Annotated in this window: 21 protein-coding genes and 2 pseudogenes; 8 read left to right on the forward strand and 15 right to left on the reverse strand. The window is 41.9% G+C overall.

Translation table 11 applies throughout. From position 1 onward, the window contains the following. The first annotated feature begins 308 nt into the window (after positions 1–308). The gene (locus tag KFZ58_RS15930) at positions 309–467 is read left to right on the forward strand and encodes a hypothetical protein (protein ID WP_235792277.1); all 159 of its coding nucleotides are present in this window, start codon (positions 309–311) and stop codon (positions 465–467) included. Positions 468–1135: 668 nt separating this feature from the next. Here KFZ58_RS15930 and KFZ58_RS15935 read toward each other — a convergent pair. Together KFZ58_RS15935 and KFZ58_RS15940 are read right to left on the reverse strand one after the other, a co-directional pair. Then, complete coding sequence (locus KFZ58_RS15935; protein ID WP_235792278.1) at positions 1136–1243, reverse strand: putative holin-like toxin; 108 nt, start codon at positions 1241–1243, stop codon at positions 1136–1138. 145 nt (positions 1244–1388) lie between these two features. Further along, positions 1389–2603, reverse strand: a complete 1215-nt coding sequence (locus KFZ58_RS15940; RefSeq protein ID WP_235792279.1) for a threonine synthase — start codon at positions 2601–2603, stop codon at positions 1389–1391. A 222-nt stretch (positions 2604–2825) separates the two neighbouring features. Here KFZ58_RS15940 and KFZ58_RS15945 point away from each other — a divergent pair, with 222 nt between their 5' ends. Next, entirely contained in the window at positions 2826–4739 is a 1914-nt protein-coding gene (locus KFZ58_RS15945; RefSeq protein ID WP_235792280.1) for an SEC-C metal-binding domain-containing protein, read from the forward strand. A 129-nt stretch (positions 4740–4868) separates the two neighbouring features. On the opposite strand, the gene KFZ58_RS15950 is transcribed toward KFZ58_RS15945, so the two are convergent. Further along, a complete protein-coding gene (locus KFZ58_RS15950; RefSeq protein ID WP_235792281.1) occupies positions 4869–6110 on the reverse strand; it encodes an Nramp family divalent metal transporter in 1242 nt (413 codons plus the stop codon). Between the two features lie 175 nt (positions 6111–6285). On the opposite strand from KFZ58_RS15950, the gene KFZ58_RS15955 reads away from it, so the two are divergent. After that, the gene (locus KFZ58_RS15955) at positions 6286–7650 is read left to right on the forward strand and encodes an IS4 family transposase (RefSeq protein ID WP_235792282.1); all 1365 of its coding nucleotides are present in this window, start codon (positions 6286–6288) and stop codon (positions 7648–7650) included. Between the two features lie 172 nt (positions 7651–7822). Here the strand turns inward: KFZ58_RS15955 and KFZ58_RS15960 are convergent, their stop codons facing one another. Next, a complete protein-coding gene (locus tag KFZ58_RS15960; RefSeq protein WP_235792283.1) occupies positions 7823–8125 on the reverse strand; it encodes a hypothetical protein in 303 nt (100 codons plus the stop codon). A gap of 817 nt (positions 8126–8942) precedes the next feature. Between KFZ58_RS15960 and KFZ58_RS15965 the strand changes: the two genes are divergently transcribed. After that, positions 8943–9215 (forward strand): spore morphogenesis/germination protein YwcE, encoded by a 273-nt coding sequence (locus KFZ58_RS15965; RefSeq protein WP_235792284.1) that lies wholly within the window; start codon positions 8943–8945, stop codon positions 9213–9215. Between the two features lie 123 nt (positions 9216–9338). Here KFZ58_RS15965 and KFZ58_RS15970 read toward each other — a convergent pair whose 3' ends face one another. From KFZ58_RS15970 to qoxA, 4 genes are read right to left on the reverse strand one after another with little or no spacing between them, the layout of a single operon-like run. Beyond that, positions 9339–9707, reverse strand: coding sequence for a cytochrome C oxidase subunit IV family protein (locus tag KFZ58_RS15970; protein ID WP_235792285.1), 369 nt, complete (start codon positions 9705–9707; stop codon positions 9339–9341). A 1-nt stretch (position 9708) separates the two neighbouring features. Beyond that, positions 9709–10314, reverse strand: a complete 606-nt coding sequence (gene qoxC, locus KFZ58_RS15975; RefSeq protein WP_235792286.1) for a cytochrome aa3 quinol oxidase subunit III — start codon at positions 10312–10314, stop codon at positions 9709–9711. A 1-nt stretch (position 10315) separates the two neighbouring features. Further along, complete coding sequence (gene qoxB / locus KFZ58_RS15980; RefSeq protein ID WP_235792287.1) at positions 10316–12253, reverse strand: cytochrome aa3 quinol oxidase subunit I; 1938 nt, start codon at positions 12251–12253, stop codon at positions 10316–10318. A 21-nt stretch (positions 12254–12274) separates the two neighbouring features. Then, complete coding sequence (gene qoxA, locus KFZ58_RS15985; RefSeq protein WP_235792288.1) at positions 12275–13222, reverse strand: cytochrome aa3 quinol oxidase subunit II; 948 nt, start codon at positions 13220–13222, stop codon at positions 12275–12277. 192 nt (positions 13223–13414) lie between these two features. Between qoxA and KFZ58_RS15990 the strand changes: the two genes are divergently transcribed. Further along, positions 13415–13801 (forward strand): SDR family NAD(P)-dependent oxidoreductase, encoded by a 387-nt coding sequence (locus tag KFZ58_RS15990; RefSeq protein ID WP_235792289.1) that lies wholly within the window; start codon positions 13415–13417, stop codon positions 13799–13801. Positions 13802–13971: 170 nt separating this feature from the next. On the opposite strand, the pseudogene KFZ58_RS15995 reads toward KFZ58_RS15990, so the two are convergent. The 6 genes and pseudogenes from KFZ58_RS15995 to KFZ58_RS16015 form a co-directional block, all read right to left on the reverse strand. After that, a pseudogene (locus KFZ58_RS15995) lies at positions 13972–14058 on the reverse strand (YvrJ family protein); the annotation flags it as partial. A 62-nt stretch (positions 14059–14120) separates the two neighbouring features. Beyond that, the gene (locus KFZ58_RS19210; protein ID WP_255694936.1) at positions 14121–14252 is read right to left on the reverse strand and encodes a hypothetical protein; all 132 of its coding nucleotides are present in this window, start codon (positions 14250–14252) and stop codon (positions 14121–14123) included. Between the two features lie 51 nt (positions 14253–14303). Next, positions 14304–15212: an Rpn family recombination-promoting nuclease/putative transposase gene (locus KFZ58_RS16000; RefSeq protein ID WP_235792290.1), complete on the reverse strand. Its 909-nt coding sequence runs from the start codon at positions 15210–15212 to the stop codon at positions 14304–14306. 159 nt (positions 15213–15371) lie between these two features. After that, positions 15372–15507 (reverse strand): annotated as a pseudogene (locus KFZ58_RS16005) (YvrJ family protein). A 795-nt stretch (positions 15508–16302) separates the two neighbouring features. Continuing rightward, positions 16303–16521: a DUF2922 domain-containing protein gene (locus KFZ58_RS16010; protein ID WP_235792291.1), complete on the reverse strand. Its 219-nt coding sequence runs from the start codon at positions 16519–16521 to the stop codon at positions 16303–16305. 106 nt (positions 16522–16627) lie between these two features. After that, positions 16628–16852, reverse strand: a complete 225-nt coding sequence (locus KFZ58_RS16015) for a DUF1659 domain-containing protein (RefSeq protein ID WP_235792292.1) — start codon at positions 16850–16852, stop codon at positions 16628–16630. A 224-nt stretch (positions 16853–17076) separates the two neighbouring features. On the opposite strand from KFZ58_RS16015, the gene KFZ58_RS16020 reads away from it, so the two are divergent. Further along, complete coding sequence (locus tag KFZ58_RS16020; RefSeq protein ID WP_235792293.1) at positions 17077–18093, forward strand: LCP family protein; 1017 nt, start codon at positions 17077–17079, stop codon at positions 18091–18093. Positions 18094–18156: 63 nt separating this feature from the next. Continuing rightward, positions 18157–18876: a GntR family transcriptional regulator gene (locus tag KFZ58_RS16025; protein ID WP_235792294.1), complete on the forward strand. Its 720-nt coding sequence runs from the start codon at positions 18157–18159 to the stop codon at positions 18874–18876. 263 nt (positions 18877–19139) lie between these two features. Here KFZ58_RS16025 and KFZ58_RS16030 read toward each other — a convergent pair whose 3' ends face one another. Continuing rightward, the gene (locus KFZ58_RS16030) at positions 19140–20051 is read right to left on the reverse strand and encodes a DsbA family protein (protein ID WP_235794762.1); all 912 of its coding nucleotides are present in this window, start codon (positions 20049–20051) and stop codon (positions 19140–19142) included. Positions 20052–20227: 176 nt separating this feature from the next. Between KFZ58_RS16030 and KFZ58_RS16035 the strand changes: the two genes are divergently transcribed. After that, a complete protein-coding gene (locus KFZ58_RS16035; protein WP_235792295.1) occupies positions 20228–20779 on the forward strand; it encodes a TetR/AcrR family transcriptional regulator in 552 nt (183 codons plus the stop codon). Positions 20780–21050 lie beyond the last annotated feature (271 nt).

Consider the following 21050-nt stretch of genomic DNA (forward strand, 5'->3'; position numbering starts at 1 on the left):
ATTGGGTTTGTATATGAAGCTACCTAAGCTTAATAATCCCCTACTTTTTGCAATATGATTCACTACCTTTTTGAAGGCGGAATGATAAAACATTTAAATCCAAGGGGACACTTGGCTGTAGAGGTCAAATGAAGGGGATAGTGAGGTAAAAGTAAACAGCTAAATAAGCATGCAATTTGTTTTAAATAAATTGCATGCTTATTTTTTGGAAAATTTAACAAATATGATGACCTATTCAAAGGAATGGGGTATATTTAAATAGAGGGTATGATAAATGCCCGACCCCTTTATGAAAGGGGGTGATAATAGTGGATATGGCCATACTTCTAACGGCTATTGTAAGTCTTGTTACGTCAATTGTTGGGCTTGTTACAACAATGGTAACAGCGTACCGAGAATTATATAGTCGCACAGAAAAGAATCCTTCTCCGTCCCAACCGGAAAAGGATTCTAAAGACAACAACTAAGGACGAGGGGGATTAAAACTCCCTCTCCTTACCACTATTATATGCATATCATACCCTGATTATAATAAAATTGTCAAGGAGTTGGACTGATGCAAACAGCTACTCTTATTATTTCGCTTGTTTCGATCTTCATCAGTTGTACAACATTAACCATTATTTATAAAGCCAAAAGAAGAAAAAGCTAAATTCGCGTAAATGGAGTGAGCATATATGGCTTCTAAAAAACCGGTACAGTATTATGGCCTAAAAGACTTTTCCGATTTTGGGAAAGAGGAAGGCATAGAATATAGTACACGGGAGCTATCCCTCTATAAAAGCAGAGAGTTATTGCCCTAGCCTGCGGTTATGATCGGGAAAAGGGCAGGATGGACACAAAAACAAATCGATGACTGGATAATACAAGTAAAATCGAATGGAATGCGTAAATATAGATAAAGAAAAAATGCTGTAATTACAATCTAGGGCTTCTGATGTCCCTGTTGTCTTTTTTAGTTTTTGCAATAACCGTTCGAATTGACAGTATAATAAATGTATTTTATACTATACTTATAAATAAGGTACCGAGTAGCGTCAACTACCCGGCACCGGCAACTACAAACTGCATAAAGAGCAGTTGGCCGGTTTAATATGCATTATCTAGGAAGTAATCGCGGCCATGGTAGGGGCGGTTACTTCTTTTTTGTTAGATAATCGACAATGGTAAAAACTAAAGTTAGAGTAGCTATCAGTGTAATACTGAATTGTGCTACCAAACTTAGTGCCTCATATGTCGTCATCCTACCACCTCCCTTCCTAAGTTCTCATGTGACTTAGGGGACAGGACATGGCCAACCGCCCACTATACCTATGTAGTTGCTAAATTTATTTTACCACATTTTCTGATAGATTAATAGCTTTAAAAGAATGAACGTTCGATATTCATTAAAATATCTCCTCCCCAGGTTCCAATACACTCACATCCTCCATATCAACCGATTCCGGATACTTCACACCCTGGCCAGTATTCAAGCAGACAACCTTTTCTTCCGCCTTTATCCAGTCCTGCCGTCGCAACATTTCTGCTGTAGCAAATGTGGCAGCTCCCTCTGGACAAATGAAATTTCCTTCCGACTCCGCAACCTCTTTTTGCGCACGGGAAATCTCAGCTTCAGAAACAGCAACAGCGCAGCCCTCTGTCTTATATAACCCTTCAAGGACAAGGAAGTCGCCAATCGCTTTTGGCACATTGATACCAAAAGCACTCGTCTTGGAATTTTCCCAGAACGCTGATTCAGACTTGCCCTCCTCCCATGCTTTGACAATCGGCGCGCAGCCTTCTGCCTGTACGGCTACAAGTCGAGGGAATTTTTCCGCTGAAATCCAGCCCAGCTCCCGAAGCTCAAGAAGTGCTTTATAGATGCCGATCAACCCAACGCCTCCCCCGGTCGGATACAAGATCACATCAGGTATTTTCCAATTCAACTGTTCCAACATTTCATAGCCCATCGTCTTTTTGCCCTCGATACGGTATGGCTCTTTGAGCGTCGAAGCATCGTAAATGCCTTGGTCCTTGACGACTTTACCGACAATTTTTCCAGCATCACTGATCAATCCGTTGACTAAATGGAGATCTGCTCCAGAGATGGCAACTTCTTTTCTGGTGATGTTTGGCGCATCCAGAGGCATAACAATCGTTGCTTTCATCCCTGCTCGCGCCGCGTACAGTGCCCACGCCGCACCCGCATTTCCATTTGTTGGCATGGCCAGTCGCTCAACCCCAAGCTCCTTTGCTTTCGAGATCCCCACACTAGCGCCTCGCGTTTTAAAGGAACCTGTCGGGATGATCCCCTCATCTTTCATATATAAGTGAGACAGATCCATCTTCTCACCTAACGCGTTCATCTTTACGAGAGGCGTCATCCCCTCACCTAAAGACATGCGGTTTTTATCATCTCTCACCGGCAGGACCTCATGATAGCGCCATAAACTATTCTCGCGTGTAAGTAAATGTTCTTTTTTAAATTGGGACTTTACTTCATCCAGTCGATATCGAACAAGCAACGGCGACCCACATTCGCATAACTGCTGTACCTCCTGATCCGAATACGTTTCCCCACACTTCGGGCAATCAAGATGGGAAATGTAACTATAGCTCATGATAAAACCTCCAATGTAATAAGAAAGTCTATTATCATTATAATACAGCAGGTCTCTCCCTCACCACACTAAAGTGTAGCGTGGTGAGGGAGAGGCCTCTTAAGCATTCGACATAATTTGACAAAAACCGGGGCGTGACAGGCACCACCCGAATTCCCTTGAACAAATCGCCATTTTTCTACATAATAAAGGATAAATAGACGTTTAATAAGGAGGCTCCTTATGAGTAAACTTGGTAGAAATGATCCTTGTTCATGTGGAAGTGGGAAAAAGTATAAGAAATGCTGTGGGGCTTCGAATGTTGTTGAGATTGGCATGGGACGGTATAACGTTGAATTGGATACACTGCACAACAACCTTATCGCTTTTGCCATAGACGAGCATGAATCTAAAATGAAGAACCTCATTATAAAATATCCGCAGCCATCTTTGCAGGATGACGGAGAAGCAATGGATACGTATATGACTGGGATAACGCCCTGGATAATCATGAACGTACCCCTCCTCGCTGGAGGCAGGACGATATATGAAGCCTTTTATCATAAGGAAAAGGCAAAAATCAAACATACAAGAATAAAGAACACGTTTGAAGAATGGGGAAACTGCAAGCCATCTGTTTACGAGATTCTAACCGTCGACAACCAAACAAAGAAAATAGCAACTTTAAAGGATGTATTTACACATGAAACCTATGACGTCCCGCAAGATGAAGGGAATGATTTTGAAGAAGGTAACGTGGCCATTGGAATACTACTTCCTTATGTAGATCATCACCAGTTTCTTTTCACAACGATGGAATTGCCCGGCCAGATGAAAGAAGATATAATTCATTTAGGTAAACGTTATATAGACGAGGCTGGGGAAACTGGTCTCGCTAACGACTTCCCTAATTTTATAGGTGAGGCACTATCAACCGAAACAACGAAAGAACTGGAATGGGAAAACCCGTTATATGAAATGGTCGCTGACCTTTTCACGAGCCATATGCGATTAAAAACAGATGATGAGGATGTGATCGCTACAGGTGTTTTAATTTGGAATGCACATTGTCACATGCACCACCCATCTTTCAAAAAACCCGGAGCCTATGCAGCGGCACTTGAACACCTCATTTATAACCAATTAATCGGGCATATATCTCAAAGTGAACTTGCCAAAGAATATCGTACAAATGCAAGTTCCATATCGAAAAAATCTCGTTATATCAGAAGAACAATGAGTCTAATGGAAGAGACCCTCCAAGACATGGTCGAGGAAGGTGACTTGTATGAGTCGTTTATCGATGAACGTATAGATATAGAAAAAATGATGCGTGATATGCAAAAAGCACTGGAAGAGCAAAACATCGAATCGGAAGCGGAATTGGATGCATTTATGGATGAGTTCATGAAAAGCCAGGATATTCCATATCCTGTCCCATCCTCTCCACGCGATCAGGCTCAGGACAAGCTGTATGAGGCTCAAGCGGAAAAAGGAGAAAAACGAAGAAAGCTGATTCAAGAAGCACTGGACATTTATCCAAACAGCCCGGATGCTTACTTGCTGATGGCGCAAAACGCAAAGTCGATAAATGAACAGCATCACCTCTTCCATCAAGCGGTCATTGCCGGAGAAAAAGATTTAGGTAAAGATTTTTTCAACGAAAATAAAGGCCATTTCTGGATGATGACCGAAACTAAGGCCTATATGCAGGCAAAAGAGAGTTATGCAACAATCCGGTACAAGCTGGGTGACAAAGAATCCGCGATGGAGCAATACGAGGAATTACTGGAATTAAATCCAAATGATAACCAGGGAATCAGATACGAGCTGCTACCTTTATATATTGAAGAGGAAAAATATATACCGGCCAAAAATTTAATCAAACAATATGAAGATGAAACGTCAGCAAATTTCCTTTTTAATAAGGCGTTATTAAACTATCTTATAAGCGGAATCACTCATGAGACAAAAGCTTTTCTAAAAAAAGCAACGAAGGAAAATCCGTATGTCAAAGACTACTTGCTTGGAAATAAACCAATTCCGAAAACTAGCTACGCCTATATAGGCATTGGCGACGAAAGTGAAGCGATTGAGTACACCCAAGGATGTGCGCATCTATGGGAGGGAGCTCAAGGATTGTTGGAGGAATTGTGATTATGCTTATGGGGCCCCGTCCTTCGTCACGCTAAAGCGTTAACGTAGTGAGGAACAGCGGCCCCATAAACATGCACACGCATTCGACATAATTTGACAAATTTCGGGTGGTGACAGGCACCACCCGAATTACCCAAGAAAGTCGCCGATCGCTGTAATTAAGCTATGCGCCCCGAGCGCTAAGCAAATAATTACGATAATGCTGCCAACCACATTCATTTTTATCGAGTTTCTATAGTTGCCTAGTAGTTTTTTGTTGTTCATAATGATCATGATTAAAATGGCGATGCCTGGAAGAAGAATACCATTTAGCGCCTGGGCGAAAAGGAGTATTTCTAATGGCTCGAAATTTAAAATGAAGGAAAGGATACCAATCAGAATAACGGAGCCAAATACGGCTTTAAAACGCCAATTTTTCATTCCATTTTCCCACTTCAACATACTGCTGGCTACCATTGCCGCACCAAGAGCGGAGGCAGTTGTGGAAGAGAAACCAGCTGAAAATATACCAATCGCTAGAAACGTCTCAGCCCAGCTACCTAAAATCGGCTCCAATTGCAAGGCTAGATCCGCAACCGTTTCAACCTCCACACCCCTCATTAACGTGCCGGAAGTAATCAGGATGGCTGCTGTGATTAAACCACCCACCCCAATCGTTATAAAAATATCCCAGCGTGAATCCTTTAAATGTGAGGGTTTATTCCATTTTTCCTGCACAGTTGTAGAATGAATAAATAAATTATATGGCACAACAGTCGTACCAATCAGCGCAACAATCGTGATAATCGAACCGGTCGGCATGGAAGGAGCAAACACTCCTGATAATATTCCACCAATATCCGGCTTTGCCACAATCATGGTTGTGATAAATACAATACTCATAATGACAACAAGGATAATCATGACTTTTTCAATTAATTTATAACTGCCGCTTAAACCGAGGAACAATATGATAATTCCTACAACCGGACCGATGATATTGATCGACCATCCTGTCAATGTAGAAATACCGAGTGACGTTCCATTCAAATCGCCACTCATATAAGCAGCACATCCGATGTATATGGAAGCGAGCACGAAACCAGTGACCGTATATTTTAAAATTGGGTTTGCAAATTGATCGTGTATCGCTGCCCCGAGCCCTTTTTGTGCAATAATTCCCAGACGGGCTACCATTACCTGCAACACCATCGTCGTAATGATGGAAAATACCACTGCCCATAAAAGTGCATATCCATACGAGGCACCTGCTTGCGTTGCTGTCGTAATTGTCCCTGGTCCAATAAACGATGCAGAAATAATGGCACCCGGGCCTATTACCTTCAATTTTTCCTTGAATGCCTTTTTCTGCGTTGCCTCCTGTTGAGACATGCCTCCACCACCTAATTTAAAAAATAATATAGTAGTGGGGTACCCTACTTTTTTAGTTTTAAACCTATTGAGGGGTCTGTCCCCATAGCCATCAAGCTAAGCATATAACTTGGAAAAAAAGGAAATTTTTTACTAAACTTCTCTCAAAAATAATTATTGGGGAGGAGTTTTATTTATGTCAGACATGATCAAAGATAAAGAACTTCGAAATTTTAAGAAAGAATTGGAACATCTTTTTACTCCAAAGCAAGTTGAGCAGATAGCTAGAAGCGTAGATTTTACGCAAAGGAAATCAAAGCTTAAACCGGAATATTTCCTGCAGTTCTGCTCGTTCTTAGGTGAATCTATGGGAACGAAATCACTTACTGAATTATGTGCGCAGTTTTCTGGCCTTTTTGGATTACAAATTACTACAGAGGGATTAAATCAGCGTTTTGATGAAACGGCGGTGGATTTTTTGAAAAAGATCTTTCATTCTTTATTAATGACGCAGGTGGTGACTGCTCTGCCTATCGTTGAAAAACGATTGTTTAATACCATTCGAATTATGGATTCTACCGCCTTTGATTTACCCTCCGATTATAAGAAGTTTGAAGGCCCAAATGGATCCGGGATCAAAATTCAACTGGAATATGAATTATATCAAGGCATTTTTCGCCACCTTCAAGTACAAAATGGAAAAGATAATGACAGTACATATCCAGCATCTATTCAGAACGATATTGAGACCGGTGATTTATTTTTACGTGATTTGGGTTATTTCTCACAAAGAAATTTATTGACCATTGCCAAGAACGGCGGCTATTTTATAAGCAGATTAAAATCTGATACAAACCTTTATCAAAAAGATGAACAAGGAAATTGGCAGAAACTTAATACGATGGAAATAATGGATCCATTAAAGCCAGGTGAAGATATCGAACTAACGGATGTGCGAATCGGAGCGAAAAAGGAAGACCCACTTATAGCACGCGTGGTGATGACCAAGTTGACGGAGGAACAGGAACAACAGAGACAAGCTCAACTAAACATAAAAAATAGGAAGGGGAAAAGCACCCCTTCCGCACAGAAACATGTTTCCATCAACATGTTTGCCACCAATATACCACAGGAAATGGTAGGAAGTGAAGAAATTTACTCTCTTTATTCGTTGAGATGGCAAATTGAAATTTTATTTAAAACCTGGAAATCCTTATTCAAGATCGACGAAATAAAAGAGATGAAACAGGAACGATTCGAATGCCATTTATATGGTACATTGATACAAATCATTGTGTGCTCGGCTGCGGCCTTTCAATGCCGCAGGATCCTTTATAAAGAGGAACAAATGGAGGTAAGTGAATATAAATCTATAGACATCGTCAAAGAACATTTGTCTATAATATTTGCCATGACTAAGAAAGGAAAATTACCTAGATTTTTTAATCGGATTTATATAAGCATAAAAACAAATGGAAGGAAGAGTCGCAAACAGCAAAAGCCAACCGTATTTGACATCTTGCATATTGTTCATAAGCAATATGTTCCAGAAGTAGCGTAAAAGAACGGAAAAATATAATTATTTTCTGAAAAAAGTCTCCTCCAGAGGCTCATTTTGTCATGCGCTTTTTTAAATTAGGCGTGAGAAAATAAGAAGAGCTAACAAAATTAAATACTTCTACTTTATTATCTTTTGTTAGCTTGATGGCTATGGGGACAGACCCCTCAATACACTACTCTACCATCCACTCATAGTCCATCACATCACCGTCTATGCTGATTTTCACAGTAAATGACGCGCCATTTTGATACTGATCAAACACATTACCGCTTACCTCATACAGGTTATCATCTAACTCTTCAATCTCGGTCATCTCAAGCGAGGAATATTCCAATGTAAACGCATTGGGCTCAGCAAAATCCGATTCCAGAATGCTGATTGCCTCATCGTACAGTTCCTCGTCGCTAATATTCGCCCCGCAAGCTACCAGGAATAATAGAAAAAACGAAATCACACCTGCTTTAACCTTCCCCATAAACAAAACCCCTTTATAGCTCTTTGATTGTGTTCCATCGACTGATTGCTGAAAAATAGTAATCAGGATAACGTATGAAAAGAAGGTTTGGCTGGTGCATGCGCAGGAAGCATGGGGACCGTTCTTCTGCTTCCTATTTGCTCGTCTTAAGAACATAAGGGATGCTGTCCCTTAAACGATAGAAATTTCTATAGTGCTCGAGTGAACATCACTCACGCTCGCTCAAGCAACAGCATTACCGGTACGAGCGACAACTCATTCAATTCGAGCAACAATACCTCCAGGGCGGGCATCAAAGCGCTAAATTGTAGCTGGTGCTCGAGTGTAATCCTTTCCCGCTCAAGTAAAAGCTTTTAGTGCTCGAATAAACATCCCTCACGCTCGCTCAAGCAACAGCATCACCGGTACGAGCGACAACTCATTCAATTCGAGCAATAACTCCTCCAAGGCGAGCAACAGACTGCTAAATTCCGCTGGTGCTCGAGTGAGACCCTTTCCCGCTCAAGTAAAAGCTTTTAGTGCTCGAATAAACATCCCTCACGCTCGCTCGAGCAACAGCATCACCGGTACGAGCGACAACTCATTCAATTCGAGCAATAACTCCTCCAAGGCGAGCAACAGACTGCTAAATTCCGCTGGTGCTCGATTGTGATCCTCTCCCGCTCAAGTAAAGGATTTTAGTGCTCTGAATGAACCTCCCGCCCGTTCATTCTGTACATAAAATGTGTCATCTTTGTGACAAATTCAAGAATTTCCTTTATAATAAATAGAAGAGAAACCCCTTTCATTAAATCATATCAATAAGGAGTTGATTTACATGAGTATCACGATTATGTTTATGGTGCTTGCAACATTGACACCATTTTTGTTCCTCCGTTTAAATAAGAAGTTATATGCCCTCATCCAATCTGTACTGTTGGTAGGAATGTGGCTCTACTTTTTCGCGGTTATGTTCCAGACACCGCCCGATCCATTCTCTATCTCATGGATTATGTTTTACTTGAGTCTTATTGTTGCTGAAGTCGCTTGGGTCATGTTTATCATATACGAAGTCAAATTCATGTCATATAGAAAAAGAAACCTGCAGTAAATCAAAAAGCCCCACTCATTCCCTAAGAATAAGTGGGGTTTTTCTATGGTTATAACATTTCTACACAAACAGAATCAATCTAACTTCGGGTTTTCTCCATGAATTCCTTTCCGTATCAAAAAATCAATGACCACCTTGATCTTCATGCTGCTCCATTTGCTCATGTTCTTGGTGTCCGCCTTCATCATCATGGTCATGTGTAAATCCAAATGACATCGTGAACAGCGATCCTGCTACAACAATACTTGCCACCACAGCAGCGTGAAACATCATATTCCACGGGGCATGTGTTGCACCCGATTCAATGATGTGCATAAACATAAACAACTGGATCCCCGCCTGAATAACAGCCAAAGCCAAAATGCTTAAGATAATCCACATATCCGGCAGATCCGAACCAAGCGCTGTCCAAGCGGCTATGATGGTCAAGGCAATCGATACAAGAAATCCAATGATGTGTTTTACAGGGTATCTCCTGGATTGTTTTTCCATATTAAATCACCATCCCAATCAAATAAACACCGGTAAATATGAAAATCCAGATGACATCAAGGAAGTGCCAATATAACCCGATAATAAACACCTTCCTGCTAGTGACTGCAGTGATCCCCCGCTGTTTGAGCTGAATCAGAAGGAGGATTATCCAGCCGATTCCTAGTGCCACGTGGATGCCATGCGTACCTGCCAGAACATAGAAGGCCGACCAGAAAGCACTTGAAGGCAGTGTTGCCCCTTCACTCACATAATGGACAAATTCATAAACCTCAAAGCCCAGAAACGTAAGACCAAGTACAACTGTAATAACCAGCCAGGTAATCAGGCCTTTCAAGGTTCCTTCACGCATCCTGTGAATAGCTATCCCACAGGTAAAACTACTCGTTAAGAGGAGGATGGTCATGAATAACACGATTCCCGGCTGAAATAATTCTGCCGGTGTCGGCGCATCTGCCGTTCTGCCAAATAATACGGCATATGTTGCAAATAACGTTGCAAATAATGATATTTCAGCAGCAAGGAAAATCCAGAAGCCAACAATTTTCATCTGCCCTTCATTCGTCCTGTATTCCAAGGGAACTGATTTCATTTCATTTTCACTCATCCTATAACCCCCTTGCCGCGCGCTCTGTTCGTTTAATTTCATCCACATCGATATGGTAGCCTTCATTATAATCGAACGAACGGATAACCATCATCACAAGGACACCAATCAGTCCGATCACTGCCAATGTAATCCACTCAAACACAAGGGCAAAACTTGCAAAGAATAGAATAGCCATCATAATAAACGGCTGCCCGGTGTTGCTTGGCATATGGATCGGTGCTAATTTTTCCTCATCAAAGGTTGTCTGTCCTTTTTCCTTCATATCAATAAAGGCATCATGACTTTCAACATGTGGAATGGTAGCAAAATTATATTTCGGTATTGGTGTAGGTGTCGCCCATTCCAGCGTCCTACCAATGCCCCAGTCGTCTACACCGACTTCGCGTTCACTGTACCGGTAACTGTAATAGATACCGTAGACGAAGATAGCGAAAGCCAGACCCATGGTAAATCCGCCAAGTGTTGAAACCAGATTGAGCGTCATCCATTCCGGTCCAATGGTAAAAATCCTTCTTGCCATGCCATCAAGTCCCAAGAAGTACTGCGGGAAGAAACAAACATGGAATCCAATTAAGAATAACCAGAAGCTCCATTTACCAATTCGCTCATTTAATTTATGTCCAAACATTTTCGGATACCAGAAGATGAGACCGGCAAAACAAGCAAAAACAGTACCCGGAATCAACACATAGTGGAAATGGGAAACAAGGAAGTATGTGTTATGATACTGGTAATCTGTTGCTGCCATTCCGAGCATAACACCGGTGACCCCACCCATCGTGAAACTCGGTATAAATGCCAAGGACCACAACATTGGTACCTTTGCAGTAATTCGTGACTTATACAGCGTCGCCAGCCAATTGAAGATTTTCACCCCTGTCGGCACGGCAATCATCATCGTCGTAATCGAGAAAATAGAGTTGACAAATGCGCCGGCACCCATCGTAAAGAAGTGGTGCACCCACACGACGAAACTCAGTCCCGCGATAACAATAATCGCCCAGACCATCGCCGTATATCCGAATAGCCGTTTTCGTGCGAAGGTCGCAATAATTTCCGAAAAGATACCAAACGCTGGCAAAATAACAATGTAAACCTCTGGATGTCCCCACATCCAGAACAGATTTGCCCACATCATTGGCAGCCCTTCTCCTGTCAGTGTAAAGAACTGTGATCCAAAAATACGGTCTATCGTAAACAAGCCAAGTGCAACCGTTAAGATCGGGAATGCAAAAATGATAATAAACGATGTAATCAACGTGGACCACGTGAATATCGGCATTTTAAATAATGTCATGCCAGGTGCACGCATCCTTAAAATCGTTACCATCAGGTTAATCCCTGTAGCCAATGTCCCGATCCCCGCTAATTGCACACCGAGCAGGTAAAAATTAATTCCCGGCCCGGGGCTAAGTGCAGATCCGGCAAGCGGGGCATAGTTTGTCCAACCAGCATCCGGTGCCCCTCCGATAACGAAAGAAAGATTAAATAGCATCGCACCAAAGAAAAAGGACCAAAAACTAAGTGCGTTCAAAAACGGAAAAGCAAAATCCCGTGCTCCAATTTGTAGTGGAACGACAATATTCATTAATCCGATTAAAAACGGCATTGCCATAAAAATAATCATAATCGTCCCATGTGTTGTAAAAACTTCATCATAGTGCTGTGCATTTAAAAAATTCATATCCGGAAACGCCAGCTGTGTCCGCATCATTAGCGCATCTGCGCCTGCACGGAACAACATTGCCAGCGCACTTAATATATACATGATACCGATTTTTTTATGATCGACAGTAGTCAACCATTCCCGCCATAGCCATTTCCATTTTTTAAAATACGTTAACAGAAAGATAATGGCTGATGAGACGAGCACGATGCCTACCATCCCAGCATAAATCAACGGTTCACCGGTAACAAAAAATTCATCCAATTGCATTAATCCTCACCTGCTTTCTACTTACTGTTCTAGCTCTTCGCTCCATTCGGAGTTATTTTCCAGATGCAGTTGTTCCCCGTACAAGTCCCAGTGCCGCTCTACTGCATAATCCCGGCCGTCATTGCTTCCATGATCAACAAACGCCAGGTGCGTCGAAGAAAATTCCATCTCATCTTCTAATAATCCGGGTTTCAACAACTCATCGTATGTTTGCTGCGTCAATTCCGGTGCCTGATTCTGAGTCGCTTCCACCCATTCGTTAAATGCTTCTTCCTCCTGCGCATTGACATCAAATGTCTGTCCGGTAAAACCTTCGCCCGTGAAGTTCGCATTACGGCCTTGAAAGACACCGGTCTCATCGGCCTGCAGGTAAAGGATATTTTCCATACCAGCCATGTTATACTTCTGTCCGCCAAGTTGCGGGACCCAGAAAGATGCCATCGATTCAGCAGAAGATAGACGGAATTCTATAGCTCTGTCCGTCGGGATATTTAAGTAATCCACAGTCTCAATCCCCTGCTCCGGGTAACTGAAAAACCATTTCCAGTCTGCTGAAGTCGCATAAACGACCAGTGGTTCCCTATCAGCACTGGATTCCGGCGGTTCTTCAAGATCAAATATCGTTTCCACCGTCGGAATCGATAAGGCGGTGACAATAAGTATCGGGATAACTGTCCAGACAATTTCAATTTTCAAATTTCCATGAAGGTTTGGTTTATAATCTCCCTCTTTTCGATTAGGCTTGTTATCACGGTATTTATACAACATAAAAGCAAATAAGCTAAATACTACAACAATAATCCCAACCATGAAAATAAGGGAATACAAGATCAAATCCTTCTGGCTCTGTGCTACAGGACCTTTTGGGTCAAGCACAGCCAATTCGCCACAGCCGCTTAGAAATAAAGCTACGACGGCAAGCAGCAGAAGGGCAAAGCCTTTTTTAAACGAATGCCGTTTTTTCTTCATTAAAAACACCCCTGCATTGACAAAATTAACTGCTTATATGTTTTGCTACTTATACCTATTACCCGAAATGTTAACAACTGAAGCAGATTTATCGAAGCATTTTACCATTTTTTTATATAATTTTCATATCCTCGTGATATTTTTGTGATAAAATCGTCACTTTTTAGGGGGACTGTCCCTCGCTACGCTTAAATGGAATCTCAAGAGTACGGCAGCATCATTAATGCAGCATCTAATGCGGCATACATTGGCTCAGCGGGCATGGCTGGTTATGTTGCTTCCAAACATAGCGTAGCGGGGTTAACAAAAACAGCAGCGCTTGAGGCAGCAGAAAATGGTGTCCGTGTAAATGCAGTCGCTCCGGCAGCAATCGATACGCAAATGTTGACGAGTATTCAACAGAACACATCTCCTGATGATCCTGAATCAGCAGCAGAAGCGATCAAACAAGGGATTCCTGCAGGTCGCTTTGGAATGCCAAAAGAAGTAGCGCAAGTTGTGATGTTCCTTGCTTCTGATAAGGCATCATTTGTTAACGGGGCACTGTATAACGTGGATGGCGGCATGCAGGCAGATTAGGCTTTATGTGGGGCCTGTCCCCCGCTATGCTAATTTCTATTAGCGAAACGCCTTCATCCAAATAGGCAGCAATTTGTCCTCTTTCTATTTATTTAGCTGTTGTATTTCATTTTACAATGAAGCTGATTTATAAAATCGGTTCTCTGCACAAACAGAAAACCGATTTCTTATCATTTCATTTTCTCTGGTAGCGCGTGAATCGATTCGATTAACAGGTTGAGTTTTCCTTCAATGCGGTGGTGCAAATAAAATGTCACCGTGGATCCAGAGGGAAAAGCTCACTATCCCAGCTAGTTCTCTATCTCATTTGTTATTTGCTTTACTTCAGCTTCTGATAGCCTGTAAGCTTTGCGATGAAACCTGGTTCTAACCCTTCATTCAGGGCATTTCGAACCACTTCTTCTTCGCGACGTTTAGACCCTTCTTTTCGCAATGTTTCAACTAAAGTCATTGGCACTCTCTCCCTTCTGTGTGGGACAAAGAGACAGGAACACTATCTCAGCTAGTTCTCTATCTCATCTATTATTTCCTTCACTTCAGATTCGGATAGTCCTGTGAGTTTTGCAATAAGACCTAGTTCTAACCCTTCATTCATGGCGTTTCGAACCACTTCTTCTTTGACTTCCTTTCGCAGTACTTCAGCTAAAGTCATCACCACTTCACTCCCTTCTGAATAGGTCGTTTCCAATTTATCAATGATTTCATTCGCATCTTTCACCGTAAAACTATCTCTTGCGTGGTAAATATATCTCATTAAGGTTTCAAAATACTCGGTCCCCGTTTCTCTATCTTCTAGTTCTTGCAGGTATTCAGCCGCTTTTAAAATAGAAACCTTGAGTTCTTCATCGCTCTTGGTAAATATATCTCTAAAAATAGTGAGCACAATTCGCAGTTGTGCCTCTCCTTTAATTTCCTCGTTGGTGTATTCTGATAGGTCATACAGTAAATATTCATACTCTGGGATAAATCGTTGTAAATACTGTGGAAGTCCTATATACCCTTTTATCATTCCCGCTAATGAGCCCTTGCTATTCCAAGTTTCACTACCATGATAAATAACTAAAGGAATGATCACAGGCAATGCATTTTGTTCTTTTTTGACTTTCACATTCCAAATTTCCAACATATATTTGAGTAACTGAAGAGCTATATCCTTGCTGTTATAACTTTTGTGTTCGAAAAGGAAATAAATATATCCTTCCTCTTGATTTATATCCACCTGAAATAACATATCCGAAAAGCCTTCTTGCAATTCCTCATTAATAAAACTGTCCTTTTGCGGTTCAATTGTATTTAAATTTATTACATTCATTATACGCTCTGGTAAATAATTGTTCAAAAAGTCTTTGGCCACTTCTACTTTTCCAAATGTTTCTTTAAAAAATTTATCATGTGGATTCTGTATTTTCATTATATCACCTACCCACCCAATTTTTATCTTTATTTTATCATAATTTATAACTAATAGATAATAATGGCTGAGGCTAAAAGTTCTAATGATTTTTTACTATACTATTTCCTTTAGATTTAAAAATCGGTTCTCTGCATAAACAGAAAACCGATTTTTTTATCATTTCATTTTCTCTGGTAGTGCATGAATCGATTCGATTAACAGGTTTGAGCTTTCCTTCAATGCGGTGCAGCAAATAAAATGTCACCGCAATGGGAAAGCCAACTTCTGTTACGAACGATACCCAAGTTTCCATTGATGGCGCCTCCTTTCTGGTGAATGGTGTTCTTATGCTCGAATAGGCGAGGCATGGCGCGCTCTCCTGGGTTTTGGGATGCTCTCTCCCGGATTGACGGGCTTCTCTACCAATTTCGAGCGACAATAGCTCCTACTCGCGCGAGAATGTGACTCACTCAAGCGACAGTAAAAATTTTATAACCTGGCGCGCGACTTTGGGGTAACGATGCTCGTTCAAGGCCGGCTCTCGCTCGACCTTGAGGTGCTGGGGCGCGAGCGAGAGGGAAATTGCTTCACTCGAGCAAGAATAGCTCCTACTCGCGCGAGAATGTCGCTCACTCAAGCGACAGTAAAAATTTTATAACCTGGCGCGCGACTTTGGGGTAACGATGCTCGCCCAAGGATGGCTCTCGCTCGACCTTGAGGTGCTGGGGCGCGACTTTGAAGTACCGCTGCTCGACCAAAGCTGGCTCTCGCTCGACCTTGGGGTGCTGGGGCGCGAGCGAGCGGGGGATTGCTTCACTCGAGCGACAATAGCTTCTACTCGAGCAAGAATGTGGCTCACCCGAGGGACGGCGCTCTCCCGATTCCGGACGACTCTCTCCCGTTCCGACATGACTCTCTCCCGATTTCGAACCGCGCTCTCCCGTTCCAACGCCCCGCTCTCCCGATTCCGGACGGCCCTCTCCCGTTCAACGTCGCACACCACTCTCCCTACTACCAAAACAGACCAGTGGCCGAGCCGCTGGTCATGTTCTGCATTATTCCATCTATTTCACGTCGCACGTGCCTCCAAGCACGCCCGATCACTTCATTATCCCAACTCAATGTCCTCCACGGTACGCTCAACAATACGGGCGCTGTCTTTCACTATTACGTCGCCGCCTGATGAAGTGAAGGCATTTTGCGTGATAATTTCGTCCATTGCAGCGTTGACTGCTTCTGGGTCCACCGGCTCGATTGGGTTGTCTAATGAATATGTGACAATCTTTTCGTCCTCGTTGCGAAATTTAAGCTCAATCTTTTTGGTCATGGTTTAACCCCCCTTCTTACATTAAATTTTACTGTGCCGATAATGGCTCTAATCTCTAAGCTGACATTACTTCTAGATTAATCGCCATTTACCGATTGCCTCCGAATTAGCCCTCTCTAATTTCGGAGTTGTCTCTGCGCTCGATGTTGTATAGGGGACGCTCTTGCAATGCTGCAACGGCTTCTGCAATCGGCAACAGTTGATCCGCGACTGCTTCTGTTTTTACATTGTTGAAGCTTTTGTACTTATACATTGGCTCGCCTGTCATGGTGTCATCACCATCGTACAGAACCAAACGCAGCGAGGAACTGACTTTATCTGCTACTGCCATGTTTACCACCTCCTTCACCCATACAATCGAATGCAGCGTACATCTGGGGGCATATATGATGAAAAAACTTTTTTATTTTTACATGCCACCAATACGAAAATCACATCGATTATAGAAAAAAGAACCTTACGTTAGAAAATTAATTCACGTAAATATACATTATCCTGTCAATCTTCGTATATAATCTGTAAAATAGGGACTAAGAAACCATGAGGAGTCAGTCTATGTCCAGCAAAAAGCGTTTTACGAAATTATCAAAGAAAAAATTGCTTCTATATAGTGGAATCATTTTCATTTTCCTTATTGGGATTGGTGCAGGTTATGCTGTGTATTTAGTTGACAGGACGGCTGGCACGATAGATGACTCACATGAGGAAATAGGTCGTGAGAATGAAACATCACCACTAAGGGAGGGGCATGTCAATCCAGTGGAGGATAATGTTTCGGTTCTTTTTATTGGTGTGGATAGTAACGAGCACCGGGATAATTTAGATCAAAGCCGCTCAGATGCATTGCTGCTTGCGACCTTCAATAAGGAGGATAGCACGGTTAAAATATTGAGCATACCGAGGGATTCTTATGTTTACATTCCTGAAGTCGATTACAACACGAAAATAAATCATGCGCATGCATTCGGCGGCCCGGAAGCAACGATTGAAACGGTGGAAAATTTCCTGCACGTACCTGTGGATTACTTTGTACGTATGAATTTTGAGGGATTTGTTGAGGTTGTCGATGCATTAGACGGGATCAAGTATGATGTGCCATATGAATTCACAGAGTCCGACTCGAATGATGACAGGGATTCGATTCACTTATATCCCGGGGAGCAAAATTTAAATGGTGAAGAAGCGTTGGCCATGGCCCGAACGCGAAAGCAGGACAACGACGTCGAACGAGGAAAACGGCAGCAGGAAATTCTCGCAGCAATTGCAAGCAAAGCAACATCCCCTTCGTCTGTCTTCAAACTAGACGAATTAATCACAGCTGTCGGATCAAACATGACGACAAATATAAATTTTAGTGAAATCAGGAGCTTCCTATCTTATGGCCTGGATGAGCAAGTCGCTATCGAAACCGTCAACCTTGATGGCGCGGGCGGGTATACGAATGGGGGCTGGTATTATCAGGTAGAAGAAGAAAGCAGAGCCCAGATGCAAACAGAACTCAGGGAGCACCTTGATTTGCCTGTTGTAGATGAGGATAGCGATTTTGCGGAGGATGATGAGGAATATTATTAGCAACACCATCCCTATGTCGCCTCGCAGTCGCTACAAAATTCCATGGAACAAGGGTGAATAAATATGACATTGGATTACAATAATTCAATTCCATTATATATCCAATTAAAATTAAAACTCGAACAGAATATTTTACAAGGGATGTATGAGGATAAAATCCCAAGTGAACGCGAAATCATCGACGCATATTATGTCAGCCGCAGCACGGTCAGGCAGGCGATAGACCAATTAGTGAGTGAAGGTGTTCTCAAGAAACTTCCGGGGAAAGGCACGTTTATCTCGCTAAAACCGATCAACGACTGGCTCGGCAGCTTAAGCAGTACAACCGAGACGATTCAACGAATGGGAATGGAGCCAGGAGCAAAGCTGATTGAATCGGAAATGATTGAGTTACCTGAACACCTTCAAAACGCTACAGGACTCGCGAAAGCTTATCATTTTAAAAGGGTCCGATACGCAGACAACACGCCAATGGGCATTGAAAATCACTATTATCCCATACACTTAGGAAAAAAGATTTCCACCTATGATTTGAATAAAGTCACCATATATGATTTGCTTGAGCGAAAATTAGACATACACACCTTAGAAGCAGAGCAAGTCATAACTGCAGGGAAAGCAGAAGAGGAAGATGCAGCTTTACTTGGAATCTCTAGCGACGAAAGCCTGTTAATTGCCGATCGAAAATTAGTAGATGTCGATGGTAATTTTGTAGAATTTGAGCACGCCTTTTACCGGTCGGATATGTACTCCTTTAAAATAAACCTGTCGAGGAAGAAATAACTTGAGAGCGACTCTCTGACACATGGTTGAGCCTAATTCGACTTAACCACCTACTTGAGAACGGATTCTATCCTACATGGAACGCAAATGGATTAAAGTTATAGGGAAGAAGACGGAGTGAAAACGTTGAATAACGCTGCAGAACCGCTATAGATTACTATTAATTTATTTCTAATTTCCATCAAATAGAAAGCGAGCAGCTTTGATTGCTGCTCGCTTTCTATTGATGAGTTCAATCTTGCACGTATGTCTGACCATTCTCCTTATTTCGTTGTTGCAAAATAAAACTCCCCTAAAATTTCCTTCTTTTGATATTGATCGGCTGAGAGTTCTTTTTCAATGAAAGTGTCAAGGTCTGATTGTTCAACATCGTACATTACTTCAATTTCTTTGGAGAATAGAAGCTTTTCCTCCTCAAGCAAACTAGGAAGGGAAGCTTGTTGTTTTGGCTGCAATCTTTGCGTATTTAGAACTTGTTTTAACCCGTCAACATAGTATTCAAACGGGCGACCACCAACAATTTTTACGCCTTTATTTTCCTCATTAATCATAATGATGGTAGGAAATCCCCTGGCGCCCAATCTTCCTGCGAGGCCAAAATCTTCCTCGAGTAATTGTTGTCCGATTGGTTGTTCCGCTTCATTTATAATGGCTTCTCCATCAAGACCAAGTTTATTTACAATTTCAATCATAACGAATTTATCTGAAATATTCTGATTAAATGCGAACAGTGCTTCTCTTGCGCGGCGCAAATATTCAAATGCTAATCTTTCATTATGATTTTTTTGAATTACCTTAAACACGCGAGAAGGCGGGAATGAGGACGCTACTGGATTATCAATCATTAAGGTCCCATCAATTGGCATTCTTGATTGTTCTCCAACCTCTCTCCAGTGACCAGCAACATCGGCTGGCTTATAAATTCCGTTCGCAGGATCGATAGGGCCGTCATGCCATTTTTCCAGCAAGCCACCCATGACCGTATGAAAATTGAAATGATCTCCATACTGCTCTACAAATCGACGAAGAACTGGTTCAATTGCCCAGCAATGAGAACAAATAGGATCCGTCACATAATAAAGATTAATCGACTTTTTGGGTTGGTTAAAATCAATCATCTCCATTTCCTCTTCTTCAGTTACGCCGCATACACCTGTTTCTGCATCACAAATCATATTATTATTGTTTTGCAATTAATTCCCCTCATTTCTATAGAATAAGCGAGTGCTATCTATTGCTTTACAATTCAATTCTAGTGCATAATGAAAAATACAAACACCAATAATTCATTCAACTTGTTGTTTATACAACATATTGAGGAAAGTGTTGAAAGATGAGGAGGCGTTTTTGATTGGCTCAAACAAAGACAGATCCCCGAATTATACGCACACGCAGGTTAATCATGGATTCTTTTATTGAGCTTTCAGATAAAAAGGAATTCAAGAATATTACGATCAAGGATATTACAACAGAGGCTATGATTAATCGTGCCACATTTTATTATCATTTTGAAGATATATATGATTTATTAGACAAGGCATTATCAGAAGTATTATTCGTTAATTTGAACTGTGATTACTATCAAAATAACGAACTAAATGAAGAAACGTTGGTTAGCATCTTTATAGCGATCACAAATTTCCAAACGTCGTTATCAAATCGATGCCATAGAGGATACGAAGATACCATTGCCCGTATTATTAGGGAACAGCTCGAATTCATTTTTTACAACATGTTAGTAAAACGAAATAAAGCGGAAGAGATTGAGGCTCTAAAGGTGACTGCTGTCATGTTAAGCTGGGGAATTTACGGAGCTTCTGTAGAATGGAGAAGAAATGATAAGGAGATACCACCGGCGGAATTTATCAAATCAGCCATTCCTTATATATTGTATGGGGTGTAAGAGTCTGTCCTACCGCTCTGCCGCGTTAGCGTAGCGATGGGACAGAACCCTCCTGCAGAAAGTTTTCCCCTGGGTGCAGTTTCCCGTTTTCGGAATGCTCTCTCCCGGTTCGGACACGTTCTCTCCCGTTTTCGGGGTGCTCTCTCCCGGTACGGCATTGCTGTCTCCCGATTTGGACACACCCTCTCCCGTTTTCGAAGTCTTCTGTCAAGAAAGTGAAAATCATTTTATGAGCGTTATTTCAAAAAAAGCAGCTAAACACATAACGTTT

Source organism: Virgibacillus sp. NKC19-16 (genome assembly GCF_021560035.1).
Classification (GTDB): Bacteria; Bacillota; Bacilli; order Bacillales; family Amphibacillaceae; genus Virgibacillus_L; species Virgibacillus_L salidurans.